Below are 21,554 nucleotides of genomic sequence, written 5' to 3'. Positions count from 1 at the left end.
TGGAAGACTCTTGACGCCATGTCAGGTTATCCATACGTTCAACATGGCGGGTTCGTCTGACATTGGGAGCAACTTCCAGTACCCCGGTCCTGAAGGAGAAGCACGATGAAGGCGATCATCCAGGATGTTTATGGCCCTGCTGAGGTATTGGAGCTGCGCGACGTCGACAAGCCGGCGCCGGGCGAGGACGAAGTGTTGCTCCGCGTCCGCGCTGCCGGCGTCGACCAAGGCGTCTGGCACCTCATGACGGGACTGCCGTACCTGATCCGTGCCTTCGGCTTCGGGTTGAAGGCGCCCAGGAACAGCATCCGCGGCCGGGAGGTCGCCGGCGAGGTGGAAGAGATTGGCAGGAACGTGGTCGGGTTCCGGCCCGGCGATGAAGTGTTCGGCACCTGCGAAGGATCCTTTGCCGAATACGTGTGCGCAAAGGAGGGAAAGCTGGCGCTGAAACCAGCGAACCTGAGCTTCGAACAGGCCGCGGCCGTCCCGATCTCCGCCGTCACGGCACTTCAGGGCCTGCGCGACAGCGGGCGCGTCCAGGCCGGGCAGGACGTCCTGGTCATCGGCGCGGCCGGAGGAGTCGGGGCCTACGCGGTGCAGCTCGCCAAGGGGTTCGGGGGCCACGTGACAGGGGTATGCAGCACCGCGAAGACGGACCTCGTCCGGTCGATCGGCGCGGACCGCGTCATTGATTACAAACACGACGACTTCGCCGACGGTGCGAGGCAATACGACCTCATTCTCGACACTGCCGGCAACCGCCCGCTCTCCGTCCTCCGGCGGGCGCTCAAGCCCCGGGGGACGCTCGTGATTGTGGGAGGAGAAGGCGACGGCCGGTGGACTGGCGGGTTCGAACGCTCGCTGCGTGCGGCCATGCTGCCCCCTTTTGTGGGCCAGAAGCTGAAGGGGCTCATGGCGGTAGAGCGCGCGGAGGACCTCCGGTTCCTGACGGGACTCATCGAGGCCGGTACCGTGCGGCCGGTCATTGACAGGACATACGCCCTGGCCGACGCACCGGCGGCCATCCAGTACATGCACGAGGGCCGGGCACGCGGCAAGGTCGTGATCACCGTCTGAGCGCGGTGCCTACCGGGGCTGTTGCCCCTGGAAGCGGGCGACGAAGCGCCGTTGCCATGGCGTTTCCACCGTCCGACGGCGGTACTGCCGGCGCACGAAGGACACCGCTTCCTTAGGCGGGACTCCGTCCAGGATGGCGATGCAGGCCAGTGCCGTGCCCGTACGGCCAATGCCGCGCCAGCACGCGACTTCGACCCGTTCGGTTTCGGCCCGGCGCCACGCCTCCCTGAGCGCGTCCAGCGCATCGGGTTCGTCGGCCGGCAGCCGCAGATCCGGCCAGGGGACCCACCTGGAAGCCCACTCCACGTCGGGCGGACGCGTACCCAGGAGATAGAGGCCGAATTCCGGAAGCGGTCCGGCGGGAAGGGGATCATGCAGGCCGCGGCCGCGGATGCGCCGGCCGGAGGGAAGGACCATGACGCCGTCCTGGGATGGCTCCCACGTCTGCTTCATGGTCCAGATAGTAGCCCTTCGTTCTGCTGCGCCGAAGAGGCTGATGAGTGTGGAGCCCGCGGGAGGCAGAGGCGCCGGGACCGGGGCCCCTGGGGGCGACATGGCCGTCCATGCCGCAAAGAGCCGCAATGTCCGGGATTCCAGACATCCTGGAACACGGAGGTGTGGCCACAGCCCGAACCCGGGCGCATGCTTAAGTACGGGATACCGGACACTGCCCGATTTCGAAGAGGATCCATGCCAATGACCAGCACTACCCTGAACCCCGCCGCGGCAGACCCGGTGGCGGTCCCAGCGGCCGCAGCGGCCGCCGTCGGGACCCCCAAGACCGCTGCCCCGAAGGTGACGTCCAAGGTGCCGGCAGCGGAGAACACCCTGCGCATCCTCAAGCTGCTTGCCTCCAAACGGGGACCCATGGCGGCGTCGAATATTGCCACGGCACTGGGCCTTCCCCGCTCGAGCGTCTACCACCTGCTCGGCGTCATGGAGGCGAACGGCTTCGTGCTCCATCTGCACGAGGAACAACGGTACGGACTGGGCATCAGCGCGTTCGAACTCAGTTCGGCCTACTCACGGCAGGAACCGCTGTCCCGGCTGGGCCGGCCGATGCTCGCCTCGCTGGTGGACGTGATCGGCGAAAGCGCCCACCTGGCCGTGCTGCACGGCCGGGACGTGCTCTACATCGTCGAGGAGCGGGCTAAGAACCGCCCGTCCCTCGTGACCGACGTCGGCGTCCGGCTGCCCAGCCACCTCACCGCCAGCGGGCGCGCGATCCTCGCGGCACTGCCGAAGTCGCAGGTCCGCGCGCTGTACCCGAACGCCGCTGCGTTCACCGCCCGGCACGAGACCGAATCGCCCATCATGAAGTACTCCGCGCTGTCCTCGCACCTGGACCAGGTCCGGCAGCGCGGCTACGCCACCGAACACGGTGAGGTCACGCCCGGTTTCGGATCGATCGCCGCCGCTGTGACGGACCACGTGGGGTGGCCGACGGCCGCCGTCGCCGTGACGTTCCTCGAGGACAAGCTGCCGGCCGAGGAGTGGCCGGCCCTGGCCGCCCGGGTCCAGAAGGTCGCCGACGAACTCTCCATCCGGATCCACGGCCGCCCCGCCTGACGCCGCTGCCCCACCCAACTAGCTAGCAGCAGGGGCCGTTTTGAGCGCTCAAAACGGCCCCTGCTGTTAGCTAGTTGGGAAAAGGCGGCCGGGTCTGGAATCCCGGACAGCACCCCTCCGCAGGCCCTGTTTCCGGGGCCGCCGGCAGGCTTTAGTTGATACAGAACCTCGTTTCCCTCAAGCGCAGGCTTGACCAACCAGTACACGAAGGAGCCCTCATGGCACCCGCCGATTTCACCACCGGTGCCCGCCCGGTCAAAGCAGCCCGCGGCACCACGCTCACCGCCAAGAGCTGGCAGACCGAAGCCCCGCTGCGCATGCTCATGAACAACCTGGACCCCGAGGTCGCCGAACGACCCGATGACCTCGTGGTTTACGGGGGCACCGGCCGGGCCGTCCGGTCCTGGGCCGCATTCGACGCGATCACCCGCACTCTGGAGACCATGGAGAAGGACGAGACTCTCCTGGTCCAGTCCGGCAAGCCGGTCGGGGTCTTCCGCACCAACGAATGGGCGCCCCGCGTGCTGCTGGCCAACTCCAACCTCGTCGGCGACTGGGCGACCTGGCCCGAATTCCGCCGGCTCGAGGCCGAGGGCCTCATGATGTACGGCCAGATGACCGCCGGGTCGTGGATCTACATCGGCACCCAGGGCATCCTGCAGGGCACGTTCGAGACCTTCGCCGCAATCGCCCGCAAGCTCACCGGCGACGAGAACGGCACCCTCGCAGGCACCCTGACCCTCACGGGCGGCTGCGGCGGGATGGGCGGCGCGCAGCCGCTGGCCGTCACCCTGAACGACGGCGCCTGCCTGATCGTCGACGTCGACGAGAGCCACCTGCGCCGCCGTGCCGGCAAGCGCTACCTCGACGAGGTGGAGACGGACCTCGACACCGCGATCGCCAAAGTCCTCAAAGCCAAGCAGGAGCGCCGCGGCTGGTCCGTGGGCTACGTCGGCAATGCCGCCACGGTCTTCCCCGAGATCCTGCGCCGCCACAACGCCGGCGAGCTGACCGTGGACATCGTCACGGACCAGACCTCGGCCCACGACCCCCTGAGCTACCTCCCCGAAGGCATCACCGTCGAGGAGTGGCACCGCGAGGCCGCGGCCGACCCGGAAGGCTTCACCAAGAAGGCCCAGGCCTCCATGGCCAAGCACGTCCAGGCCATGGTGGAGTTCCAGGACGCCGGCGCCGAGGTCTTCGACTACGGCAACTCCATCCGTGACGAGGCCCGCAAGGGAGGCTACAACCGTGCCTTCGAATTCCCCGGCTTTGTCCCGGCCTACATCCGGCCGCTGTTCTGCGAGGGCCTGGGCCCGTTCCGCTGGGTGGCGCTCTCCGGTGACCCCGAGGACATCGCGGTCACGGACAAGGCCATCAAGGAACTCTTCCCCGAGAACAAACACCTGCACCGCTGGATCGACGCCGCCGCCGAACGGGTCGAGTTCGAGGGCCTGCCGGCCCGCATCTGCTGGCTGGGCTACGGCGAACGTGCCAAGGCGGGGCTGCTGTTCAACCAGCTCGTCAAGGAAGGCAAGGTCAAGGCGCCCATCGTGATCGGCCGCGACCACCTCGACTCCGGGTCCGTTGCCTCCCCGTACCGCGAGACCGAGGCCATGGCCGACGGCTCGGACGCGGTCGCCGACTGGCCGCTGCTCAACGCCCTGCTCAACACCGCTTCCGGTGCCACCTGGGTCTCCATCCACCACGGCGGCGGCGTCGGCATCGGCCGTTCCATCCACGCCGGCCAGGTCTCCGTCGCCGACGGCACCGACCTCGCCGCGGAAAAGCTCGAACGCCTTCTCACCAACGATCCCGGTATGGGCGTCATCCGCCACGTCGACGCCGGCTACGACCGCGCCGTCGAGGTCGCCAAGGAACGCGGCGTCCGCATCCCCATGTCCCCACAGGCTCCTTAGCCTCGCAAGTCCCCGCCGGCTCCCAGCCTTCGCAAGCTCAGGCCGGGCCCCTCGCCGGCCGGGACCAACGGCCAGGGAATCCGGCCTGCGTGGCCCCACGAGTCCCACTAACCCAGCCGCTAAACCCGTCGATTGCTCCGTAAACGCCGTTTTGAGCCTTGAAAAGGGCCATTACGGAGCAATCGATGAGAACTGAGTAGGAACTATCATGACCATCACCACCCACTCACCGCTCACCGTCACGCTCGGCTCCAGCGGTGTCACCCCCGAGGACGTCATCGCCGTCGCCCGCCACGACGCCCAGGTGGCCATCTCCCAGGAAGCCCTCGACGCGGTCGCCAAGGTCCGCACCCACATCGACGACCTCGCCCACAGCGAGACCCCGGCCTACGGCATCTCCACGGGCTTCGGCGCGCTGGCCAACCGGCACATCCCCAACGAACTGCGCACGCAGCTGCAGAAGTCGCTGATCCGCAGCCACGCCGCGGGCATGGGCCCGGCCGTGGAACGCGAAGTGGTCCGCGGCATCATGTTCCTGCGCGCCAAGACCCTGGCCTCCGGCCGCACCGGCGTCCGCCCCGTCGTGCTGCAGACCATGGTGGATGTGCTCAACGCCGGCATCACCCCGGTGGTCCGCGAATTCGGCTCGCTCGGCTGCTCCGGCGACCTCGCGCCGCTGTCCCACTGCGCCCTGGTCCTCATGGGCGAAGGCGAAGCGACCGGCCCCGACGGTCAGCTTTATGGCGGCAAGGGCGGACGTAGCGTCGCCGAGCTCCTCGCCGCGCACGGGATCGAACCCGTCACCCTGGCCGAAAAGGAGGGCCTGGCCCTCGTCAACGGCACCGAGGGCATGCTGGGCATGCTGCTGATGGCCATTGCTGACATCCGCCAGCTGCTCACGACGGCGGACATCACCGCCGCGCTCAGCGTCGAGGCGCTGCTCGGCACCGACCAGGTGTTCCTGCCCGAGCTGCACGCCGCCCTCCGGCCGCACCCGGGCCAGGCCGCCGCGGCGGACAACATGCTCCGTGTCCTGTCCAACTCCCCGATCGTGGCCTCGCACCGGATCAACGACACCAAGGTCCAGGACGCCTACTCGCTGCGCTGCGCACCCCAGGTCGCCGGCGCCGTCCGCGACACCGTGGACCACGCAGCCTTGGTCGCCTCCCGGGAACTGGCCGCCGCGATCGACAACCCGGTGGTCCTGCCCGACGGCCGGGTCAGCTCCAACGGCAACTTCCACGGCGCCCCGGTGGCCTACGTGCTGGACTTCCTCGCGATCGCCGTCGCGGACCTCAGCTCCATCGCCGAGCGCCGGACCGACCGGATGCTGGACCCGGCCCGTTCCCACGGGCTGCCGGCCTTCCTGGCCGCGGACCCCGGCGTTGACTCGGGCCTCATGATCGCCCAGTACACCCAGGCCGGGCTGGTCTCGGACAACAAGCGGCTGGCCGTCCCGGCGTCGGTGGACTCGATCCCGAGTTCGGCGATGCAGGAAGACCACGTGTCCATGGGCTGGCACGCGGCACGCAAGCTCCGCCGCGCCGTAGAGAACCTGCGCCGTGTCCTGGCGATCGAACTGGTCACCTCTGCCCGGGCACTGGACATACGCACCCAGCTCTCCGGCGGCGAACTCACCCCGGGCCCCGCAGGGACCGCCGTGATCGCGGCGCTGCGCGACGTCGTCGACGGTCCCGGCACGGACAGGTTCCTGTCGCCGGAGCTCGAAGCGGCGGACGCCCTGGTGGCGTCGGGGGCGGTCCGGGCGGCGGCCGAATCCGCCGTCGGAAATCTCGCCTGACGAGAAACAAAGTGCACTGCAGCTGAGCAATTCCCGGCGCCCCCGAAATCTTTGGCGACCCGGACGGCGGGGGCCCGGGAAGTGTAGTAAAAAGGGAAAGTCCGCACCAATGATGTTGTGGCGAAGAACATATACAAAGGGGTAAAAGTTCAATGAAAGCACGCGGGACGGTTCTGTCCAGACGCCAGGCGTCAGCCACTACGGTTTCTGACTGGAGAAGCCTCAAGGCAGGTGACCGGGTCGAAATCCTCAAGCACGCGCAGGTTCTGGCCGCCGGTGAGGTCGAAGAAGTCTCACTCAGCGGCAACGTCCTCTGGCTCGTCCCGGCGGGGCCGCCGGTGCCCTCGGAGAACGTGCTCTTCTTGAAGTCCGACGGCGTTCAGGTGCGGCGCAGCTAGCCGCACGTCGTCAGCAGAAAGTCCCCGTCCACCGGACCGGCCGCCGCATTGCGTGGCGCTCGCCCCGGAGGGCGGGGACTTTCTGCTTCCTGGGGGCCTCGTGCTGGACGCTTCGGCAGGCGGCCGCTGAATTTCCCCAGTTTTGACCGGGTGTCACCCCGTTTGCGGGGCCGGGCGCGGTGGCTCTTGTTGAAAGGTGGGCCAGACCGGCAGCCTGCCCTGGTCTCAATGCCGGCCGTCCAGCCCTGAGTTGCCTACCCCAGCAGCGTATTGACCAGGCGTGCGGCCACCTTGGCCGTCCGGCCGTCGATGTCGAACCGGGGGTTCAGTTCGGCCACATCCACGTGCAGCAGTTTCCCGCTCGCGGCCACCTGGCGGCACACGGCGCTGATGACCGGCAGCGGGACACCGTACGCGGCCGGTGCGCTCACCCCTGGCGCTACCGAGGCCGGCAGGACGTCGAGGTCGATGGTCAGGTACAGCGCGTCCACCTGCGCCAGGAACGCCGCCACGAACGCGTGCGCTGCCTCCGGCGAGCAGTCCTCGTCCAGCAGGTAGTCCACGCCGAGCCCCTCCGCGGTCCGGAACAGCGCCCGGGTGTTGTTCGGCTCGGAAATCCCGACGACGGCGTACATGAGTTCGCGGCCTGCGGCGGCTTCCGCCCGGGCCATCTGCAGGAACGGGGTGCCGGAACTGGGCACGGGTTCGTCGCGGAGGTCGAAGTGGGCGTCCAGGTTCAGCACGCCCACCCGCAGGCCCTCACGGACAGCAGCCGAGCCGGCCACGCCCAGGTAACTGGCGTACGCGGTTTCATGGCCGCCGCCCAGGACCACGGGAAGCTGGCCGGCGTCGAGCAACCGGGTGATGGCCAGTCCGGCGCGCGCCTGGCCGGCCTCGAGCGCGTTGCCCGCGACGGTGACGTCGCCGGCGTCGTGCACTTCCCGCTGCAGGTGGAAGGCGAGCGGCCCGAGCGCGGCGCGGATCGCGGCGGGGGCGGCTGCGGCGCCGGTGCGGCCCTTGTTGCGGCGTACGCCCTCATCGCTGCAGAAGCCGAGGATGACGGCGGGCCGCGTGCGTGCCGTGGCGGCGGCCGGGATCGCCTTCGGGGCGGAATGGGTGACGGACTGCCACCAGCGCCAGTGGTCGGCGCCCTCGCCGTCGAACCGCCCGGTCCAGGGCTGCGGCGGGACATCAACGGTGAGCGCGGGAGAAACCATGGTCCTAGCTCACCCCAGCCGGCGCCCGAAAACCAGCCGCGCCCCCGTCGGACCGTCCGGAATCCCGGAAACTTCCCATTGAAGGCCGCCTAGTGGATTCCGAGGGCGGCTTCGATGGTGCCGATGCCGAAGAACAGGAGGAACGCCGCGGCCACAGCCCACATAAGCGGGTGCACGTCGCGGACACGGCCCTGGAAGAGGCGGATCAGGACGAACGCGATGAACCCCGCACCCAGGCCGTTGGCGATGGAGTACGTGAACGGCATGAGGGTGAAGGTCAGGAAGGCCGGGATCGCGATGCCCCAGTCCTGCCAGTCGATCTTGCCGACCTGGGAGACCATCATGAAGCCGACGACGACGAGTGCCGGGGCCACGGCCTCGAACGGAACGAGGTTGATCAGCGGGGTGAAAAACATGGCGACGAGGAACAGCAGGCCGGTCACGATCGAGGCGACGCCGGTCCGTGCGCCTTCGCCGATGCCGGCGCCGGATTCGACGTAGATCTGGTTGGAGGAGACGGACGCGCCGCCGCCGATGATCGCGCCGAGGGCGTCCACCTGGAGCACGCGGTCAACGTTGGGGATGTTGCCGTCCTTGTCGATCGTCCCGGCCTCGGTGGCGAGGCCCACCATGGTGCCCATGGCGTCGAAGAAGATGCTGAGCAGGATCACGAAGGCCAGGAGTGTCGCGGCGACGAAGCCCAGGTGCTCAAACGCGCCGAATGGGTTGGCCTTGCCGATCAGGGACAGGTCCGGGGCGGCCCACTCGGTGAACTTGGGCGCCACGAGGGACCAGCCCAGCGGGTTGTGGTTCTTGCCGTCGAAGCTGGGGCCGATGTGGAGGGTGAATTCCAGGATCACGGACAGGATGGTGGAGCTCACGATCCCGATCAGGATGGCGCCCTTGACCTTGCGGATCACGAGGGCGATGGTCAGGATCAGGCCGAAGACAAACACTAGCGTGGGCCAGCCGAGGAGCTTGCCGTCAAAGCCCAGGCCGACCGGGACGGTGGTGCCGGCGACGTCCGGGATGCGGCGCACGAAGCCGGCGTTGACGAGGCCGATCAGGGCGATGAAGAGGCCGATGCCGACGACGATCGCGGTCTTGAGCCCGTCCGGAACAGCCTTGAACACTGCGGTCCGAAACCCGGTGAGGACCAGGATCAGCATCGTGACACCGGACAGGACCACGAGGCCCATCATGTCCGGCCAGCTCAGGCCCGGGTTGGTGGCGACCGTGACGGCGACGAAAGCGTTGACGCCGAGCCCGGTTGCCAAAGCGAACGGGTGCTTGGCCCAGGCCCCCATCAGGATGGTGAGGATGCCGGCCACGAAAGCGGTGACGGCTGCAACCGCCGGGAACCCGAGCGTGGCACCGGAGGAATCGGGGCCGGAGAGAATCAGCGGGTTCAGCACCACGATGTAGCTCATGGCAAAGAACGTTGCGAAGCCGCCGCGGATCTCGCGCGAAAAGTTCGACCCCCGCTCGGAAATTTTAAAATACCGATCGAGTGCAGAGCCCTGCTTAAGCATTGGTCCTCCGGGAGTCTTGGATGTTACCTGCATCCTATTAGGCGGGCGCGGGCCCACCCGGCGTTTTCGCCTAGTCTGTAAGGAAGACAACACTAGGAGCCCTCCGCCCATGCGCCTCATCCGACAGCTTCTGAACGCCCTGCTTGGCGCCGTGGTCCTCGCCGCGGCCCTGCTGGGTGCCGTCGGTCCGGCGTCGGCGCACGATGCCGCCGAGTCCACCAGCCCGGCCGCGGGTGCCACGGTGCCGGCGCCGCCGGAGAAGGTCTCGGTCACGTTCAACCACAATCCGCTGGCGATCGGTTCGCAGATCGCCGTGACTGATGCCGCGGGGTCAAACTGGGCTGACGGCCCCGTGGAGATCGTGGACAACGTCGCCTCCGAGAAGGTCAAGCCGGGCGCCCCCGCAGGGCTGTTCACCGTCGCCTGGCGGGTGGCCAGTTCGGACGGCCACCCCATCGAGGGCAGCTTCACGTTCACGGCCACGGCAACGGCCGGGGCAGCGGGCTCGACGGCGGCCGCTGCCGTCCCGACGCTGGGCACCGCCCAGCCGGGCACCACGCCCGCGCCGGAGAAGTCCCCGGACGCCTCGCAGCCGTTTCCCTGGAGCATCGTGATCTTCGTGGGAACGGCGGTAGGCATCCTGGTCGCGCTCGGACTGATGGCGAAGCGCCGCCTCACCCCTGGTGACGACGACCCGGACGACGTCGAGCCCGACGACGACCCGGACGGCGGCAGCTGAACAACAGACGCAACGCGGGGTCAGATACGGCCCATCGCAAGGCTTCGGATGGGCTGTATCTGACCCCGCGTTGCGTCTTGAAACTGCAGGACTCCGGGTTGGTATGCTCCGGCTATGCGGGAGCCGCCAGGGCGAAGCCCCGCGGCAGGACGGACGGAATGCCGCCCGGGTGGACCTTGACGGATATTGCCTGGCCCACCACCTTCGCCTGCCGCAGGACTTCCTTGGGCGTGGGGGTAATGAGTTCGCCCACGCCCACGAGGTACATCCCGAGGGCGTGCATCGCGGCCATCAGGTTCTGGCCGGCGGCCACACCCAGGTCGGAGAGCATTCGGCGCAGCTGGCTGTGGGCGCAGCGGGTCAGGACGAGGTGGTCCGCCAGGAGGACGCCGCCCGGCGTGCGGACGGCCCACTGTTGTGTGGCAGCGCCGTCAGCGCCGTCAGCGCCGGCGTCCAAGTGGTCCAGTTGCAGGGCCCGGATGTTGTTGCGGACGTCCAGTTTGTGGCTTGCAGCGTAGTTCCGGAGGTGGCGCAGAATCTCGTTGCGTTCCCTGAGGGTCGCGGCATCCGCGGCGTCGCAGCGTTGGAGCGAGGAGGTGTTGGCCGGATGCCCGGCGCCCAGCAGGTCGAGGCCGTCCACAATGATGGCGGCCACTCCGCGGCGTTGCAGTTCGCTGGCGACGGCCAGGCCGGAGAGTCCCGTGCCGATCACCACGGCGGTAGTCCGCTCGATCCCGCCGTATTCAGGCATGCTCGACACTGCAGGGTCCTTCCTCGAATGGTGCTGGTTGCGGGGCGCAAGCCCCAAGCGCCGTCCGAGACGCCGTCCTGACGCTAGCCCCTCGAGGGGGCTGCGTTCTGAAAGACGAGTCTCAGTTCAGCAGTGCCTCGAAGACTACCTAACATTCCGGCCCGTGAATAGGGCCCCCCGAACATTCGGCAGTGCTCCGGTTTCTCCGGATTTCCGCGGCCGTCGGCAGCCGTAAATCCCAAAGTCCCGCGCCGCCATTTTGCCGGGTTAACTCTGGGTAAAATTTCGCTGCCGGGGGTGTCGTTGGCGCCCCCGGGCGGCATCTTGCTTGTTGGCGACTACCCGGGAATAGTGAGGAAAACCAGGGGTTCCCGCGCCCAGTTTTCGGGGCGCGATGCCGGTGGACGCTCGATTCCGACACTTCTGGCAGAATAGCCGCAACATCAGGCAAGAATCGCGAGGAGGCGGACCCCATGGGCCGTGAACAGGTGCATCCGGAACCGTCAGGGAATTCCGGCGAGTCGGTGCCGCCCCGGGGGATCGTGGTTGGCGTGGATGGCTCGGACCACAGCCACTGCGCCTTGGTCTGGGCCGCCCGCGAGGCTGAGCGCCGCCAGCGCCCGCTCCACATTGTGACCGCCTACTCGGTGCCGATCTTCGCGGCGTCAGGGCTCGACGGCGGTTACGCCACGGTGGACGATTCCGTGATCCGTGAAGGCGCGGAGGCCATCCTCAAGCAGGCCCTGGACAAGGTCTCCGGCTACAACATCGACGTCGACGCCTCCGTTGAGAACGGCGACGCGTCCGGCGTGCTGCTGGAAATGACCGAAACTGCGGAACTGCTCGTGTTCGGCACGCGCGGCCGGGGCGGCTTCGTCGGCCGTCTGCTCGGCTCCGTCAGCAGCGCCCTGCCGGCCCATGCAAAGTGCCCCACCGTCACCGTGCCGCTGATCTGCTCCGACCGCCTCGGCGAAACCACGCAGGACAAGCACGTCCTCGCTGAGCAGGCAAAGTCCGGCCGCCAGCCCGTCGAGAACGTCGTGGTGGTGGGCGTGGACGGTTCCGAACAGGCCCGCGTGGCAGTGCTGGAGGCGGCGGCCCAGGCCGAGCGGCTCTCCGCCCGGTTGCGGGTGGTGTGCGCCGTGCCCCAGTACAGCGGATCGCTGGCATGGGTGCCCGCACCGATGGACCGTGAAGCACTCTTCGCCGATATCAAGGTCCAGCTCGACGCCGGCGTGGCGTGGCTGAAGAGCCACTTCCCCCAGCTAACGGTGGAGACGCAGCTCGTGGACGGCTCTCCGGTCGAAATCCTCGTCGAGGCCAGCCGACACGTGGAACTCGTGGTGGTCGGCACGCGCGGCCGTGGCGGGTTTGCCGGAATGCTGCTGGGATCCACGTCCGACGGCGTCCTGCACCATGCCAAGGGCCCCGTCATGGTGGTCCCTGACCGCGAGGACCCGCGGCTGGCGGACCGACCAAGCTTCGGACCCATGCTCGGCGTCTCCTAGCCCTCGCTTGCCGAAGTCCCGCTTTCATCGACGCTGAAGGGAAGTACGGCGCATGGAGCAGCCCGGCATACCGGAAACGCCCCCGGACGCTTTGGTGCTGGCGCTGGAGCACACCGGCAAGGCCATGCTGGCCCAGGCCGGAGGCAAGGCGGCCAACCTGGGCGAACTGATGCGGGCCGGGCTGCCGGTTCCGGCCGGGTTCTGCCTGACCACGCAGGCCTACGTGCGCGCCACGGCGCCCGCGGGACTTGGCGGCATCCACAGCGCCCTTGCTGCCACCGCCCCGGACGATCTGCCCGCACTGGCCGCGCTGGCTGCGAAGGCCCGCGCCGCGGTCATGTCCGCCGATGTTCCGGACGACATTGCGGCTGCCGTGCGCGCTGCCTACGCCGCGCTAGGGGACGACGCTGCCGTCGCCGTGAGGTCCTCCGCCACGGCAGAGGACCTGCCGTTCGCCAGTTTCGCCGGCCAGCAGGACACGTTCCTGAATGTGGTCGGTGCGGATGCGGTGCTGGCCGCCGTCAGTCAGTGCTGGGCGTCGCTGTGGACGGACCGGGCCGTGACATACCGCGCCGCTCAAGGAATCAGCCCGGCCGCCGTTGCGCTCGCCGTGGTGGTTCAACGCATGGTGGAGGCATCCGTCGCGGGCGTGCTGTTCACGGCGAACCCGGTCACCGGGCGGCGGCACGAGGCCGTCGTCGATGCCAGCCCCGGCCTGGGCGAGGCAGTCGTTTCCGGGGCCGTCAACCCGGACCACTTCGTGGTGGACGGCGCCACCGGGAGGGTCCTGGCGCGACGGATCGGGGACAAGGGCTTTGTCATCCGCTCCCTGCCCGGAGGCGGAACGGAGCGGGTCGCGCAACCCGGCGCAGGGGCAGCCGCCAGCCTGGACGATGCACAGCTCGCGGCGCTGGAACGCCTGGGCCGCCGCGCCGAGGCGCACTTCGGTTCCCCGCAGGATCTTGAATGGGCCATCAGTGCGGACGGTATCGTATGGCTGACGCAGTCCAGGCCCATCACCACGCTCTACCCGCTGCCGGACCGGCCGCCGGCAGGGGAGGGGCTGCGCGTGTATCTGTGCTTCAGCCTGGCCCAGGGTCTGACCCGGCCCCTGACACCGATGGGGCTCGCCGGCATCCGGCTCATTGCCTCCTCCGTGGCCAAGGCGGCGCACTTTGAGGTGCCGGCGCCGCGCGACGGCCCGTCTCCCTATACCCAGGCCGGGCAACGTATCTTTTTCGACCTCACGCCAGTCGTCCGCAGCACCGTCGGCCGCGCGATCGTCCCCAAGGTCTTCGATGTCATGGAGGCCAGATCGGCCACCGTCCTGCGCCGGCTTTTCACCGATGCCAGGTTCTCCGTCACCGTCACGTCAGCATGGCCGCTCCTGCGGCACGTCGCCCCGGTAGCCGCCCACGCCAGGGTGCCGGAGTCCCTGCTCCGCGGCCTGATCCGCCCGGAGGCCGCGCTCCGCCGGGCTGCCCGCGTTGGCGGGCGGCTCAGGAGCTCGCTCGCGGTCCCGGCCGGATCCACCCCCGCCGAGCGGCTGGACCATGCCGAGCGCATCCTGGGCCGGGAGGTCTTTCAGGTGGTTCCCAACATCCTGCCGCTGCCGGCGCTGGGGTTTGCGCTGCTGGCCGTGGCCGGAAAGCTGCTGGGAGGCAGGGCGTCCGCGGCGGAACTGCAGACGGTGCTGAGGGGACTGCCCAATAATGTGACGACCGAGATGGACCTCGAACTCTGGGCACTCGCCGCCTCCATACGAGCCCACCCCGACTCGGTGGCCGTGTTCGCCGACGCCAGTCTGCCCGAGCTCGCGCGCCGCTACCGGGCCCTAGGGCTTCCCGACGTCGTGCAGTCCGGACTTTCGGCTTTTCTTAGCCGGTACGGCCACCGTGCGGTGGCGGAAATTGACCTCGGAATGCCGCGCTGGTCCGATGACCCGACCCATATCCTGGGGGTCCTGGCCAACTATCTGCGGCTCGATGACCCCGCCCAAGCCCCGGACCGTCAGTTCAGCAAGGCGGCGCACGAGGCGGAGGCCCAGGTGGAGCGTTTCGTAGCCACTGCCCGGGAACACAGCCGCCTGCGCGCGGGCCTGGTCCGGGCGGCACTGAGACGGACGCGGATGTTCGCGGGCCTGCGGGAACTGCCCAAGTATTACCTCGTGGAGGCACTGGGCGCGGTCCGGCAACAACTCACGGCGGTGGGGGAGGAGCTGGCCGCGGCCGGGCGCATTGACGCTGCGGATGATGTCTTCTTCCTGGACCTCACCGAAGCCCGCCACGGGCTGGACTGCGCACCGTTGCAGGCGGTCGTGGAGCAACGCCGCGACGCCTACGCGGCCGAACTGGGCCGGCGGCACATCCCCCGCGTGCTGCTCTCGGACGGCACAGAGCCAGAGGCGCTTCAGAACGCCGCGGCCGGTGCTGACGCCGGAGCTTCTGCCGCAGCCGGGATCCTGTCCGGCACACCGGCTTCCGCCGGCACGGTCACTGCCCGGGCCCGCGTGATCCTGGACCCGCAAGGCGCGCACCTGGAACCCGGTGAGATCCTGGTAGCACCATCCACGGACCCGGGCTGGACGCCGCTGTTCCTGACGGCCGGCGGCCTGGTCATGGAAATGGGCGGGCCGAATTCCCACGGCGCCGTCGTCGCACGCGAATACGGGATCCCGGCAGTGGTCGGCGTACCGGACGCCACGACTCGGATTTCCACCGGGCACAGCATCACGGTCGACGGCGCCGCCGGCACCGTAGCGCCAGACGCGTCATCGCGCGCTGCGCCCGGTTCTCCCGGGGCTGACGGCTGAAGCCAGCGCGGGCGCGGCAGAGATCCATGTAGAGGTCTTCGCGTCGGACCCTGGCGGCCAGAAGGACCGCCTGCTGCCGCGTCCAAACGCGTGCGTAGCCGACCAGTTTCGTCCTGGGCTGCTCAGATGTGTCACGGCTCGCAACGCTTGTCCGTGAATTGATTGACAAACCCCTCCTCCATCAAAAATACTTAGGCCTGTGCCTAAGTATTACGAACAGCTCGACTCCGTGCTCCGCGCTCTCGCGGATCCCACACGCCGAGCCGTCGTCGAGCGATTGGCGAAGTCCCCGGCGGTCGTGTCCGAACTCGCCGCGCCGTTCGAGATGGCGTTGCCGTCGCTTATGCAGCACTTGCGCGTCCTCGAGAACGCGGGAGTGGTCAGGTCGGAGAAACACGGACGCGTCCGCACCATTAGCCTGCGCCCAGGTGCCCTCGACGTTCTGCACCTGTGGCTCGGCGAGCAGCGGACACCCGCAGAACACCAGGCGGACCGGCTTGCCATCCACCTCACAATCTAACCCGAAGGGAATCTGATATGATCCGCGTTCGCATGGACCTGTTCACCTCGTTGGACGGATATACGCCAGCCGACCCGACGCCCAACAATCCGATGGGCACGGATTGGGGGCGCCTCACGGAGGCATACAGCGCGACCCGAACGTTCCGGGAGAAGGTATTCGGCGAGACCAGCGGCGCTGGAACGACCGGCGTCGATGATCGATACGCCGTCGCGTCCTTCGAGGGCGTCGGCTCCGAGATCATGGGAGCGGGCATGTTCGGGCTCCACGCATTTCCAGGCGACCCGGACTGGAAAGGCTGGTGGGGTGACAAGCCGCCATTCGGGACCCCGGTTTACGTCCTCACGCACACCGCACCTCGTCCGTCGATCCCGATGGAGGGCGGGACTACGTTCCACTTCCGCAGCACCGCGATTGAGGACGTGCTCGCGGAGGCGGCCGAGGCCGCCGGTGACCTGGACGTACGCGTGGGCGGCGGGTACGGCACCGCCCGCGCCTTCCTGCGCGCCGGCCTGGTGGACGACTTGCACCTCACGGTGGCCCCGATCTTCCTCGGCGGGGGCAACCGGCTGTGGGATGACCTGCGCGCCTTCGAGCTGACCCACCAAGTAACGACCGAGGTGGCCGAAAGCGGCACGATCCACGTCACCCTGACGCGATAGGAACGTACTCATGACGATCAAACGACGTCTCGCCCGCTCTGGTTTTACCCTGACCCGCGACTACCCGGCATCTGTCGAGCGCGTCTGGGGCGCGTTTGCTGACGAGAAGCAGAAGCTGGACTGGTGGGGCGGCGGCAACAGCATGGAGGCCCGCGATTGGGCCTTCGACTTCCGCGTCGGCGGACGGGACGTCGCTGAGGGCAAATTTCACAACGGTCCAGTTTCTCGGTACGAGGCCACATACACTGACATCGTCGAGCACAACCGCATCGTCACGACGTATGACATGTGGCTCGACGGGATCCACGCGTCGACGTCGGTGGCGTCCTTGGAGTTCGACCCGATCGACGAGGGCGCCCGATTCACCCACGTCGAGCAGGGTGTCTTCTTCGACCAGTTCTGGGCTGACAGCGACGTCCGTGAAAAGGGCACACGGGGCCTGCTCCAGGCTCTGGGCAACTACCTCGCTTTAGGCACCTAGCGCACCCGTCAGCGACTTCTCACGCGCCGGAACTGGTTCAGTCTCCGCCAAGAAGCCGCCGCACACGTCCGGGAAAGTCACCCACCCCCAGTGGCCACCAAACCCTGGGCAAACCTCTGGAGAAACAATGTTTGAAACAGTCGTGCGAGACGGGGTCGTCCTGAAGCCTCTTGAGACATGGCACGCCGGCGAGTTTGCCGAGCATATGAGCAGGGCAAGAGACCATATCCGGCCGTGGGTCGGACCGACCTTTGTCACCGACACCATCGACGGTGCCCGCGCTACCCTTCAGCGCTACGCCACAGCCACCGCGAATGATGGAGCGCGCATCTATGGCCTCTGGGCCGAAGGCAAGATTGTTGGAGGCGTGATGTTTGTCACGTTTGACCCCGTCTGGGGCATTTGCGAGGTCGGCTGCTGGCTCGAACCCGATGCTGTCGGCGGCGGCCTCATCACCCGGTCAGTCGAACTGCTCATGGAGTGGGCCTTCATAGAGCGGGGAATGTCTCGCGTTGAATGGCGGTGCCGCACCGACAACGACCGCAGTGTTGCTGTCGCGCAGCGACTGCGTATGCATTCGGACGGCGTTCTTCGCAGTAGCTGGGTCTACGACGGGAATCGTTACGACAAGGAGGTATTTTCAATACTTCGTGCCGAATGGATGAGCACACGACCTTTTATCGCTCAATGACAGACGCCGCCCCGACGTATGCATTCGCGACATTCTTCAGCGGAAACGACGGCTGACGCATCGACTGGCTCGGCGGCCGCCCGGGGCGCAGCGCAGGCTGGCCGCCTGCAGCCGGAATCAAGGGGACACCGTCCCGGGCTGAAGCCTGCGGGCCACGTGGTTAACTGGCAACGAGACGTGTTCAAGTGAGACGAGTAGTCACAGCCAAAGCGCGTTGCCGAGCACGTCAGCCATGAGCGTCACCGTGGGGTGGGCCATTCACCCGGAGGGAGTATCCGCATGACCGATACAGCAGCCGCACAGCACATCCCCGGTGTGGGCACCGTGTACCTCACGGTGAGCGATCAGGACCGTGCGCTCGCGTTCTACCGCGACAAGCTCGGCTTCGAGGTGCGCACGGACAACGACGTCGGCGAGGGCTTCCGCTGGATCGAGGTGGCTCCGGTCGGCGCGTATACGGTGATCGCCCTCGTGCCGCCGATGAGCGAGGAGGACCCGCAACCTGGTGGCAGGGCACCGTTTGGCTTCGACACGCCCAACCTTGAAGCAGCCATGGCCGAGTTCAGCTCGCGCGGCGTCGAGTTCGAGGACGTGAGGGGCGGCGAGAGCGGTCCGATGCCGCCGATGGCGTACTTCCGGGACCCCGACGGCAACCGCATCGCCCTGGTCGAGGAGTCCGCGCGCTGACTGCCGCCGGCACTCTTGCCTTGGCGCGTACACGGTAACCGCTACACGTCGAACCTGCGTATTCCCGGGGGTGCAGGCAGACTCGCGCAGTGTCTTGAGAACGGTCGTCCACGGGCGGTGGCTCCCAAGTCGGACTACCGGGCCGTGCGGCGGGTGAAGACCAGGTGGAGAACTCCGGACGGAGAAGGAGTCGCTTCGATGTCAAAGCGTTGTTCGAGTCCTTCGAGTCCATCCCAGAGCCGTTCGCCCCGGCCCAGGACGATCGGTACGAGGACGATGTGCATGTGGTCGATCAGATCGGCCTCGAGGAACTGTCGAATCGTGCTGACGCCGCCACCGATCCGGACGTCGAGGTCGCCGGCCAGGGCGCGGGCCTGCTTGAGTGCGGTGACGGGGTCGGCGTCAACGAAATGGAACGTTGTTCCGCCTTCCATCTCAAGTACCGGCCGAGGATGGTGTGTCAGAACAACGACAGGGGTGTGGAAGACAGGGTTATCGCCCCACCATCCCTTCCATTCCTCGTCCTCCCAGGGACCGCGTTGAGGGCCGAACTTGTTGCGCCCCATGATCTCCACGCCGATCCCGGGCCCCCACGCGCTGGCGAACGCCTCGTCGACGCCGAAGGATCCCTCCGACTCCCCGTGAAAGCCCATCGCGCGGAAGGTGCGCGTCTCGAAAGCCCACTCCATTAGCCGTGAGCCTGCGTGGCCGAACGGAGCCTCGAGTTGCTGGCCCTCGCCGGTGCCGAAGCCGTCGAGGGAGACCGAGAAGTTATGCACGCGGACGAGGGACATGTCATCTCCTGAAGTGCTTGTCGTTGGCAGTCACTTTATGGTGATCGAACCCAACGACTCAAGAGCGACGACGGGGGAATGACGCCTCGCTGTACACGGAACCCCGCAGCGGATGCCCATCAGTGCGGCGCTCGAGGTTGTGGGTGAAGCTGGCCTTTCCAGGCGTACTGTTGAACTATGAGCTGCAAAGTTGGAGCGCGGTCCTCGTGACCCGCAAATGGTTGCGTTGGTTGCCCGCCGTGGCCGTTCCCGCCGTCATCGCCGCTGGCGCCCTGGCGGGCTCCCTTCCCGCGAGCGCCGGGGATCCCCTGCCGGCCAAGTCGCCGGAGCAGGTGCTGCAGCTGCTTGCCCAGCACCGCAAAACCGCACTGTCCGGAACGCTCGAGCAGTCCTCCGACATTGGCCTTCCCGAACTTCCCACCGCGGGGTCCGGCGGCTCCTCGGATACCGCGTGGCTGGAGCTCCTGGCCGGTCCGCACACGGCCCGGGTCTACACCGACGGCGAGCACAACGCCCGCGTTCAGATCATGGACCGCCTGGCTGAACGGAATGCCGTCCGGCGCGGCAACGATCTGTGGTTCTACAACTCCAAGGACAACACCGCCAGCCACGTCCAGCTGCCGGCCGACGCCACCGACCGGCATGCGGCCGACACCGGTGCCATGCCCACCCCCGAGCAGCTGGCCGCCAAGGTGCTGGCCAAGCTCGACCCGGGCACGGATGTGAGCGTCGGCGCCGACGTCCAGGTGGCCGGGCGGCCCGCATACAACCTGGTGCTGGCGCCGAAGTCATCGGCCACCCTGGTTGCCTCCATCGCGATCTCCGTCGACGGGCAGAGCGGATTGCCGCTGGGCGTCGAGATTAAGGCGCGCGGACAGGCTGATCCGGCCTTCCGGGTCGCCTTCACCAGCCTGACACTCGAGGCTCCGGACGCGTCGATCTTCAACTTCACTCCGCCGCCGGGTGCGACAGTCAAGGAAATACCGGTCCCGGAGCACAAGTCCGATGCGACGAAACCGCCGGCCGACGAGCCCAAGGGCGCCCACCACCCCAGCGTCACAGGATCCGGCTGGGAAGCCGTCACCGGATTCCCCGCGGGAACGGGCATGTTCCCGAAGCTCGGGTCCAAGGACCAGCCTGACCCGAAGTCGCCGGACAAGGCACTTCCCGGCGGGTCGGCCTCCGGGGCGGCGTCGCTCCTCCAGCAGGCCACCGTTCCCGTCTCCGGCGGACGGCTCCTGCACACGTCGCTGGTGAACGTGCTGATCCTCGACGACGGCAGGATCTTCGTCGGTTCCGTGCCCCTGGAGCGGCTCCAGGCCGCGGCCGCGCAATGATGACTCTGCGGCTGGCGGTCCGGGCGGCGGCCGAGTGACCCCCGCCTCGCCGGGTGAACTGAGCATCGAAACCACGGGCCTCAGCAAGCGGTTCGGCCACCAGCTGGCGGTCGACGGCGTCGATCTGGCCGTGCCGAGGGGCTCGGTGTTCGGCTTCCTGGGCCCCAATGGCTCGGGCAAGACCACCACCATCCGGCTCATGCTCGGACTGGCCGCCGCCACGGACGGCTCCGTGCGCGTCCTGGGCGAGGAGATGCCCCGGCAGCTCGATTCGGTTCTGCCCCGCGTAGGTGCCCTCGTCGAAGGGCCAGCGTTCTACCCGTTCCTGTCCGGCGCGGCAAACCTGCACCGCATGGATGCCGCGGATCCGCACGGATTCGCCGCCACGCGGCGGGCCCGGGTCCGGTCCGCCCTGGAGCGTGTGGGCCTGACGCACGCCGCGGACAAGAAGGTCCGGGCGTACTCGCTCGGCATGAAGCAGCGCCTGGGTATTGCCAATGCCCTCCTCGCTCCCCGGGAGCTCCTGGTCCTGGACGAACCCACGAACGGCCTGGACCCGCAGGGCACCCGCGAGGTGCGGAGCCTGGTGCGTTCCCTCGCCGCCGACGGAGCCACGGTGTTTGTCTCCAGCCACCTCTTGGCCGAAGTGGAACAGATCTGCAGCCACGCGGCCATCATGAGCGCGGGCCGGCTGGTTGCCCAGGGGACGCTGGCGGAACTGCGACAGGCGGGCCAGGCCCGGATCCGCGTGCTCACGCCTGACCCCGGTACCGCGGCGCAGGTTCTGGCGGCCCTGGGCATGACCGCCAACACCAGCCCCGATGGTGGCAGTCCCGCCAGCGCGGGAGCAGTGCTTTTTGCACCCCTGCCGGCTGCGGCCGGCGACGGCGGTGTGGCGCCGGAAGCTGTGGTGGCGGCGCTCGTGGCCGCAGGCGTCCGCGTCCGTGGCTTCTCGACCGAGGAGGTCAGCCTGGAAGACCGTTTTGTGGCGCTGACGGGGGAGGGCTTCGACGTTGTCCAGTGACTCCGCCCTCCGGCACTCGGGCCGGACTTCCGTCC

Annotated in this window: 20 protein-coding genes; 15 read left to right on the top strand and 5 right to left on the bottom strand. The window is 68.1% G+C overall.

What is annotated here, in order from left to right:
* The first annotated feature begins 105 nt into the window (after positions 1-105).
* Complete coding sequence (locus tag AC1DCZ_RS15735; RefSeq protein ID WP_476975419.1) at positions 106-1,077, top strand: NAD(P)-dependent alcohol dehydrogenase; 972 nt, start codon at positions 106-108, stop codon at positions 1,075-1,077.
* A gap of 9 nt (positions 1,078-1,086) precedes the next feature.
* Here AC1DCZ_RS15735 and AC1DCZ_RS15730 read toward each other — a convergent pair whose 3' ends face one another.
* Complete coding sequence (locus tag AC1DCZ_RS15730) at positions 1,087-1,530, bottom strand: protein-tyrosine phosphatase family protein (RefSeq protein ID WP_476975418.1); 444 nt, start codon at positions 1,528-1,530, stop codon at positions 1,087-1,089.
* A gap of 237 nt (positions 1,531-1,767) precedes the next feature.
* Between AC1DCZ_RS15730 and AC1DCZ_RS15725 the strand changes: the two genes are divergently transcribed.
* The 4 genes from AC1DCZ_RS15725 (at position 1,768) to AC1DCZ_RS15710 (ending at position 6,764) form a co-directional block, all read left to right on the top strand.
* Positions 1,768-2,646 carry an IclR family transcriptional regulator gene (locus tag AC1DCZ_RS15725; RefSeq protein WP_476975417.1) on the top strand — a complete coding sequence of 293 codons (879 nt, stop codon included), beginning with the start codon at positions 1,768-1,770 and terminating at the stop codon, positions 2,644-2,646.
* Between the two features lie 218 nt (positions 2,647-2,864).
* The gene (locus tag AC1DCZ_RS15720; protein ID WP_476975416.1) at positions 2,865-4,565 is read left to right on the top strand and encodes a urocanate hydratase; all 1,701 of its coding nucleotides are present in this window, start codon (positions 2,865-2,867) and stop codon (positions 4,563-4,565) included.
* Positions 4,566-4,773: 208 nt separating this feature from the next.
* Positions 4,774-6,366, top strand: a complete 1,593-nt coding sequence (gene hutH, locus AC1DCZ_RS15715) for a histidine ammonia-lyase (RefSeq protein ID WP_476975415.1) — start codon at positions 4,774-4,776, stop codon at positions 6,364-6,366.
* 152 nt (positions 6,367-6,518) lie between these two features.
* Positions 6,519-6,764 (top strand): hypothetical protein, encoded by a 246-nt coding sequence (locus AC1DCZ_RS15710; protein WP_476975414.1) that lies wholly within the window; start codon positions 6,519-6,521, stop codon positions 6,762-6,764.
* Between the two features lie 254 nt (positions 6,765-7,018).
* Here AC1DCZ_RS15710 and hutG read toward each other — a convergent pair whose 3' ends face one another.
* A complete protein-coding gene (gene hutG / locus AC1DCZ_RS15705; protein WP_476975413.1) occupies positions 7,019-7,981 on the bottom strand; it encodes a formimidoylglutamase in 963 nt (320 codons plus the stop codon).
* An 89-nt stretch (positions 7,982-8,070) separates the two neighbouring features.
* Positions 8,071-9,513: an NCS2 family permease gene (locus tag AC1DCZ_RS15700; protein ID WP_476975412.1), complete on the bottom strand. Its 1,443-nt coding sequence runs from the start codon at positions 9,511-9,513 to the stop codon at positions 8,071-8,073.
* A gap of 109 nt (positions 9,514-9,622) precedes the next feature.
* Between AC1DCZ_RS15700 and AC1DCZ_RS15695 the strand changes: the two genes are divergently transcribed.
* On the top strand, positions 9,623-10,252 hold the full coding sequence (locus AC1DCZ_RS15695) for a copper resistance CopC family protein (protein ID WP_476975411.1): 630 nt from the start codon (positions 9,623-9,625) through the stop codon (positions 10,250-10,252).
* A 112-nt stretch (positions 10,253-10,364) separates the two neighbouring features.
* On the opposite strand, the gene AC1DCZ_RS15690 is transcribed toward AC1DCZ_RS15695, so the two are convergent.
* Complete coding sequence (locus AC1DCZ_RS15690; RefSeq protein ID WP_476975446.1) at positions 10,365-11,003, bottom strand: FAD-binding protein; 639 nt, start codon at positions 11,001-11,003, stop codon at positions 10,365-10,367.
* Between the two features lie 473 nt (positions 11,004-11,476).
* Here AC1DCZ_RS15690 and AC1DCZ_RS15685 point away from each other — a divergent pair, with 473 nt between their 5' ends.
* From AC1DCZ_RS15685 to AC1DCZ_RS15655, 7 genes are all read left to right on the top strand, one after another.
* On the top strand, positions 11,477-12,511 hold the full coding sequence (locus tag AC1DCZ_RS15685; protein WP_476975410.1) for a universal stress protein: 1,035 nt from the start codon (positions 11,477-11,479) through the stop codon (positions 12,509-12,511).
* A gap of 52 nt (positions 12,512-12,563) precedes the next feature.
* Positions 12,564-15,323: a PEP/pyruvate-binding domain-containing protein gene (locus tag AC1DCZ_RS15680; protein ID WP_476975409.1), complete on the top strand. Its 2,760-nt coding sequence runs from the start codon at positions 12,564-12,566 to the stop codon at positions 15,321-15,323.
* A gap of 199 nt (positions 15,324-15,522) precedes the next feature.
* Complete coding sequence (locus AC1DCZ_RS15675) at positions 15,523-15,843, top strand: ArsR/SmtB family transcription factor (RefSeq protein WP_476975408.1); 321 nt, start codon at positions 15,523-15,525, stop codon at positions 15,841-15,843.
* A gap of 17 nt (positions 15,844-15,860) precedes the next feature.
* Positions 15,861-16,505 carry a dihydrofolate reductase family protein gene (locus tag AC1DCZ_RS15670; RefSeq protein ID WP_476975407.1) on the top strand — a complete coding sequence of 215 codons (645 nt, stop codon included), beginning with the start codon at positions 15,861-15,863 and terminating at the stop codon, positions 16,503-16,505.
* Positions 16,506-16,515: 10 nt separating this feature from the next.
* The gene (locus AC1DCZ_RS15665; RefSeq protein ID WP_476975406.1) at positions 16,516-16,986 is read left to right on the top strand and encodes an SRPBCC domain-containing protein; all 471 of its coding nucleotides are present in this window, start codon (positions 16,516-16,518) and stop codon (positions 16,984-16,986) included.
* 127 nt (positions 16,987-17,113) lie between these two features.
* Entirely contained in the window at positions 17,114-17,677 is a 564-nt protein-coding gene (locus AC1DCZ_RS15660) for a GNAT family N-acetyltransferase (RefSeq protein ID WP_476975405.1), read from the top strand.
* 279 nt (positions 17,678-17,956) lie between these two features.
* Positions 17,957-18,364: a VOC family protein gene (locus tag AC1DCZ_RS15655; protein WP_476975404.1), complete on the top strand. Its 408-nt coding sequence runs from the start codon at positions 17,957-17,959 to the stop codon at positions 18,362-18,364.
* Between the two features lie 134 nt (positions 18,365-18,498).
* On the opposite strand, the gene AC1DCZ_RS15650 is transcribed toward AC1DCZ_RS15655, so the two are convergent.
* Positions 18,499-19,158 (bottom strand): dihydrofolate reductase family protein, encoded by a 660-nt coding sequence (locus AC1DCZ_RS15650; protein WP_476896250.1) that lies wholly within the window; start codon positions 19,156-19,158, stop codon positions 18,499-18,501.
* A 170-nt stretch (positions 19,159-19,328) separates the two neighbouring features.
* Between AC1DCZ_RS15650 and AC1DCZ_RS15645 the strand changes: the two genes are divergently transcribed.
* The gene (locus AC1DCZ_RS15645; RefSeq protein WP_476975403.1) at positions 19,329-20,495 is read left to right on the top strand and encodes a LolA family protein; all 1,167 of its coding nucleotides are present in this window, start codon (positions 19,329-19,331) and stop codon (positions 20,493-20,495) included.
* Positions 20,496-20,529: 34 nt separating this feature from the next.
* Positions 20,530-21,519 carry an ABC transporter ATP-binding protein gene (locus AC1DCZ_RS15640; protein ID WP_476975402.1) on the top strand — a complete coding sequence of 330 codons (990 nt, stop codon included), beginning with the start codon at positions 20,530-20,532 and terminating at the stop codon, positions 21,517-21,519.
* Positions 21,520-21,554: the final 35 nt, after the last annotated feature.

This window comes from Arthrobacter sp. 10N418, from assembly GCF_056394725.1.
Note: the sequence above shows the minus strand (reverse complement) of the source record. Positions and strands in the feature narration are given on the sequence as shown.

Bases quoted from the DNA above. Each gene is read 5' to 3' on its own strand.
- hutG (WP_476975413.1), bottom strand. From the start codon at position 7,981: ATGGTTTCTCCCGCGCTCACCGTTGATGTCCCGCCGCAGCCCTGGACC.
- AC1DCZ_RS15670 (WP_476975407.1), top strand. From the start codon at position 15,861: ATGATCCGCGTTCGCATGGACCTGTTCACCTCGTTGGACGGATATACG.
- AC1DCZ_RS15700 (WP_476975412.1), bottom strand. From the start codon at position 9,513: ATGCTTAAGCAGGGCTCTGCACTCGATCGGTATTTTAAAATTTCCGAG.
- AC1DCZ_RS15665 (WP_476975406.1), top strand. From the start codon at position 16,516: ATGACGATCAAACGACGTCTCGCCCGCTCTGGTTTTACCCTGACCCGC.
- hutH (WP_476975415.1), top strand. From the start codon at position 4,774: ATGACCATCACCACCCACTCACCGCTCACCGTCACGCTCGGCTCCAGC.
- AC1DCZ_RS15695 (WP_476975411.1), top strand. From the start codon at position 9,623: ATGCGCCTCATCCGACAGCTTCTGAACGCCCTGCTTGGCGCCGTGGTC.
- AC1DCZ_RS15730 (WP_476975418.1), bottom strand. From the start codon at position 1,530: ATGAAGCAGACGTGGGAGCCATCCCAGGACGGCGTCATGGTCCTTCCC.
- AC1DCZ_RS15680 (WP_476975409.1), top strand. From the start codon at position 12,564: ATGGAGCAGCCCGGCATACCGGAAACGCCCCCGGACGCTTTGGTGCTG.
- AC1DCZ_RS15650 (WP_476896250.1), bottom strand. From the start codon at position 19,158: ATGTCCCTCGTCCGCGTGCATAACTTCTCGGTCTCCCTCGACGGCTTC.
- AC1DCZ_RS15690 (WP_476975446.1), bottom strand. From the start codon at position 11,003: ATGCCTGAATACGGCGGGATCGAGCGGACTACCGCCGTGGTGATCGGC.
- AC1DCZ_RS15710 (WP_476975414.1), top strand. From the start codon at position 6,519: ATGAAAGCACGCGGGACGGTTCTGTCCAGACGCCAGGCGTCAGCCACT.
- AC1DCZ_RS15720 (WP_476975416.1), top strand. From the start codon at position 2,865: ATGGCACCCGCCGATTTCACCACCGGTGCCCGCCCGGTCAAAGCAGCC.
- AC1DCZ_RS15725 (WP_476975417.1), top strand. From the start codon at position 1,768: ATGCCAATGACCAGCACTACCCTGAACCCCGCCGCGGCAGACCCGGTG.
- AC1DCZ_RS15660 (WP_476975405.1), top strand. From the start codon at position 17,114: ATGTTTGAAACAGTCGTGCGAGACGGGGTCGTCCTGAAGCCTCTTGAG.
- AC1DCZ_RS15685 (WP_476975410.1), top strand. From the start codon at position 11,477: ATGGGCCGTGAACAGGTGCATCCGGAACCGTCAGGGAATTCCGGCGAG.
- AC1DCZ_RS15655 (WP_476975404.1), top strand. From the start codon at position 17,957: ATGACCGATACAGCAGCCGCACAGCACATCCCCGGTGTGGGCACCGTG.
- AC1DCZ_RS15735 (WP_476975419.1), top strand. From the start codon at position 106: ATGAAGGCGATCATCCAGGATGTTTATGGCCCTGCTGAGGTATTGGAG.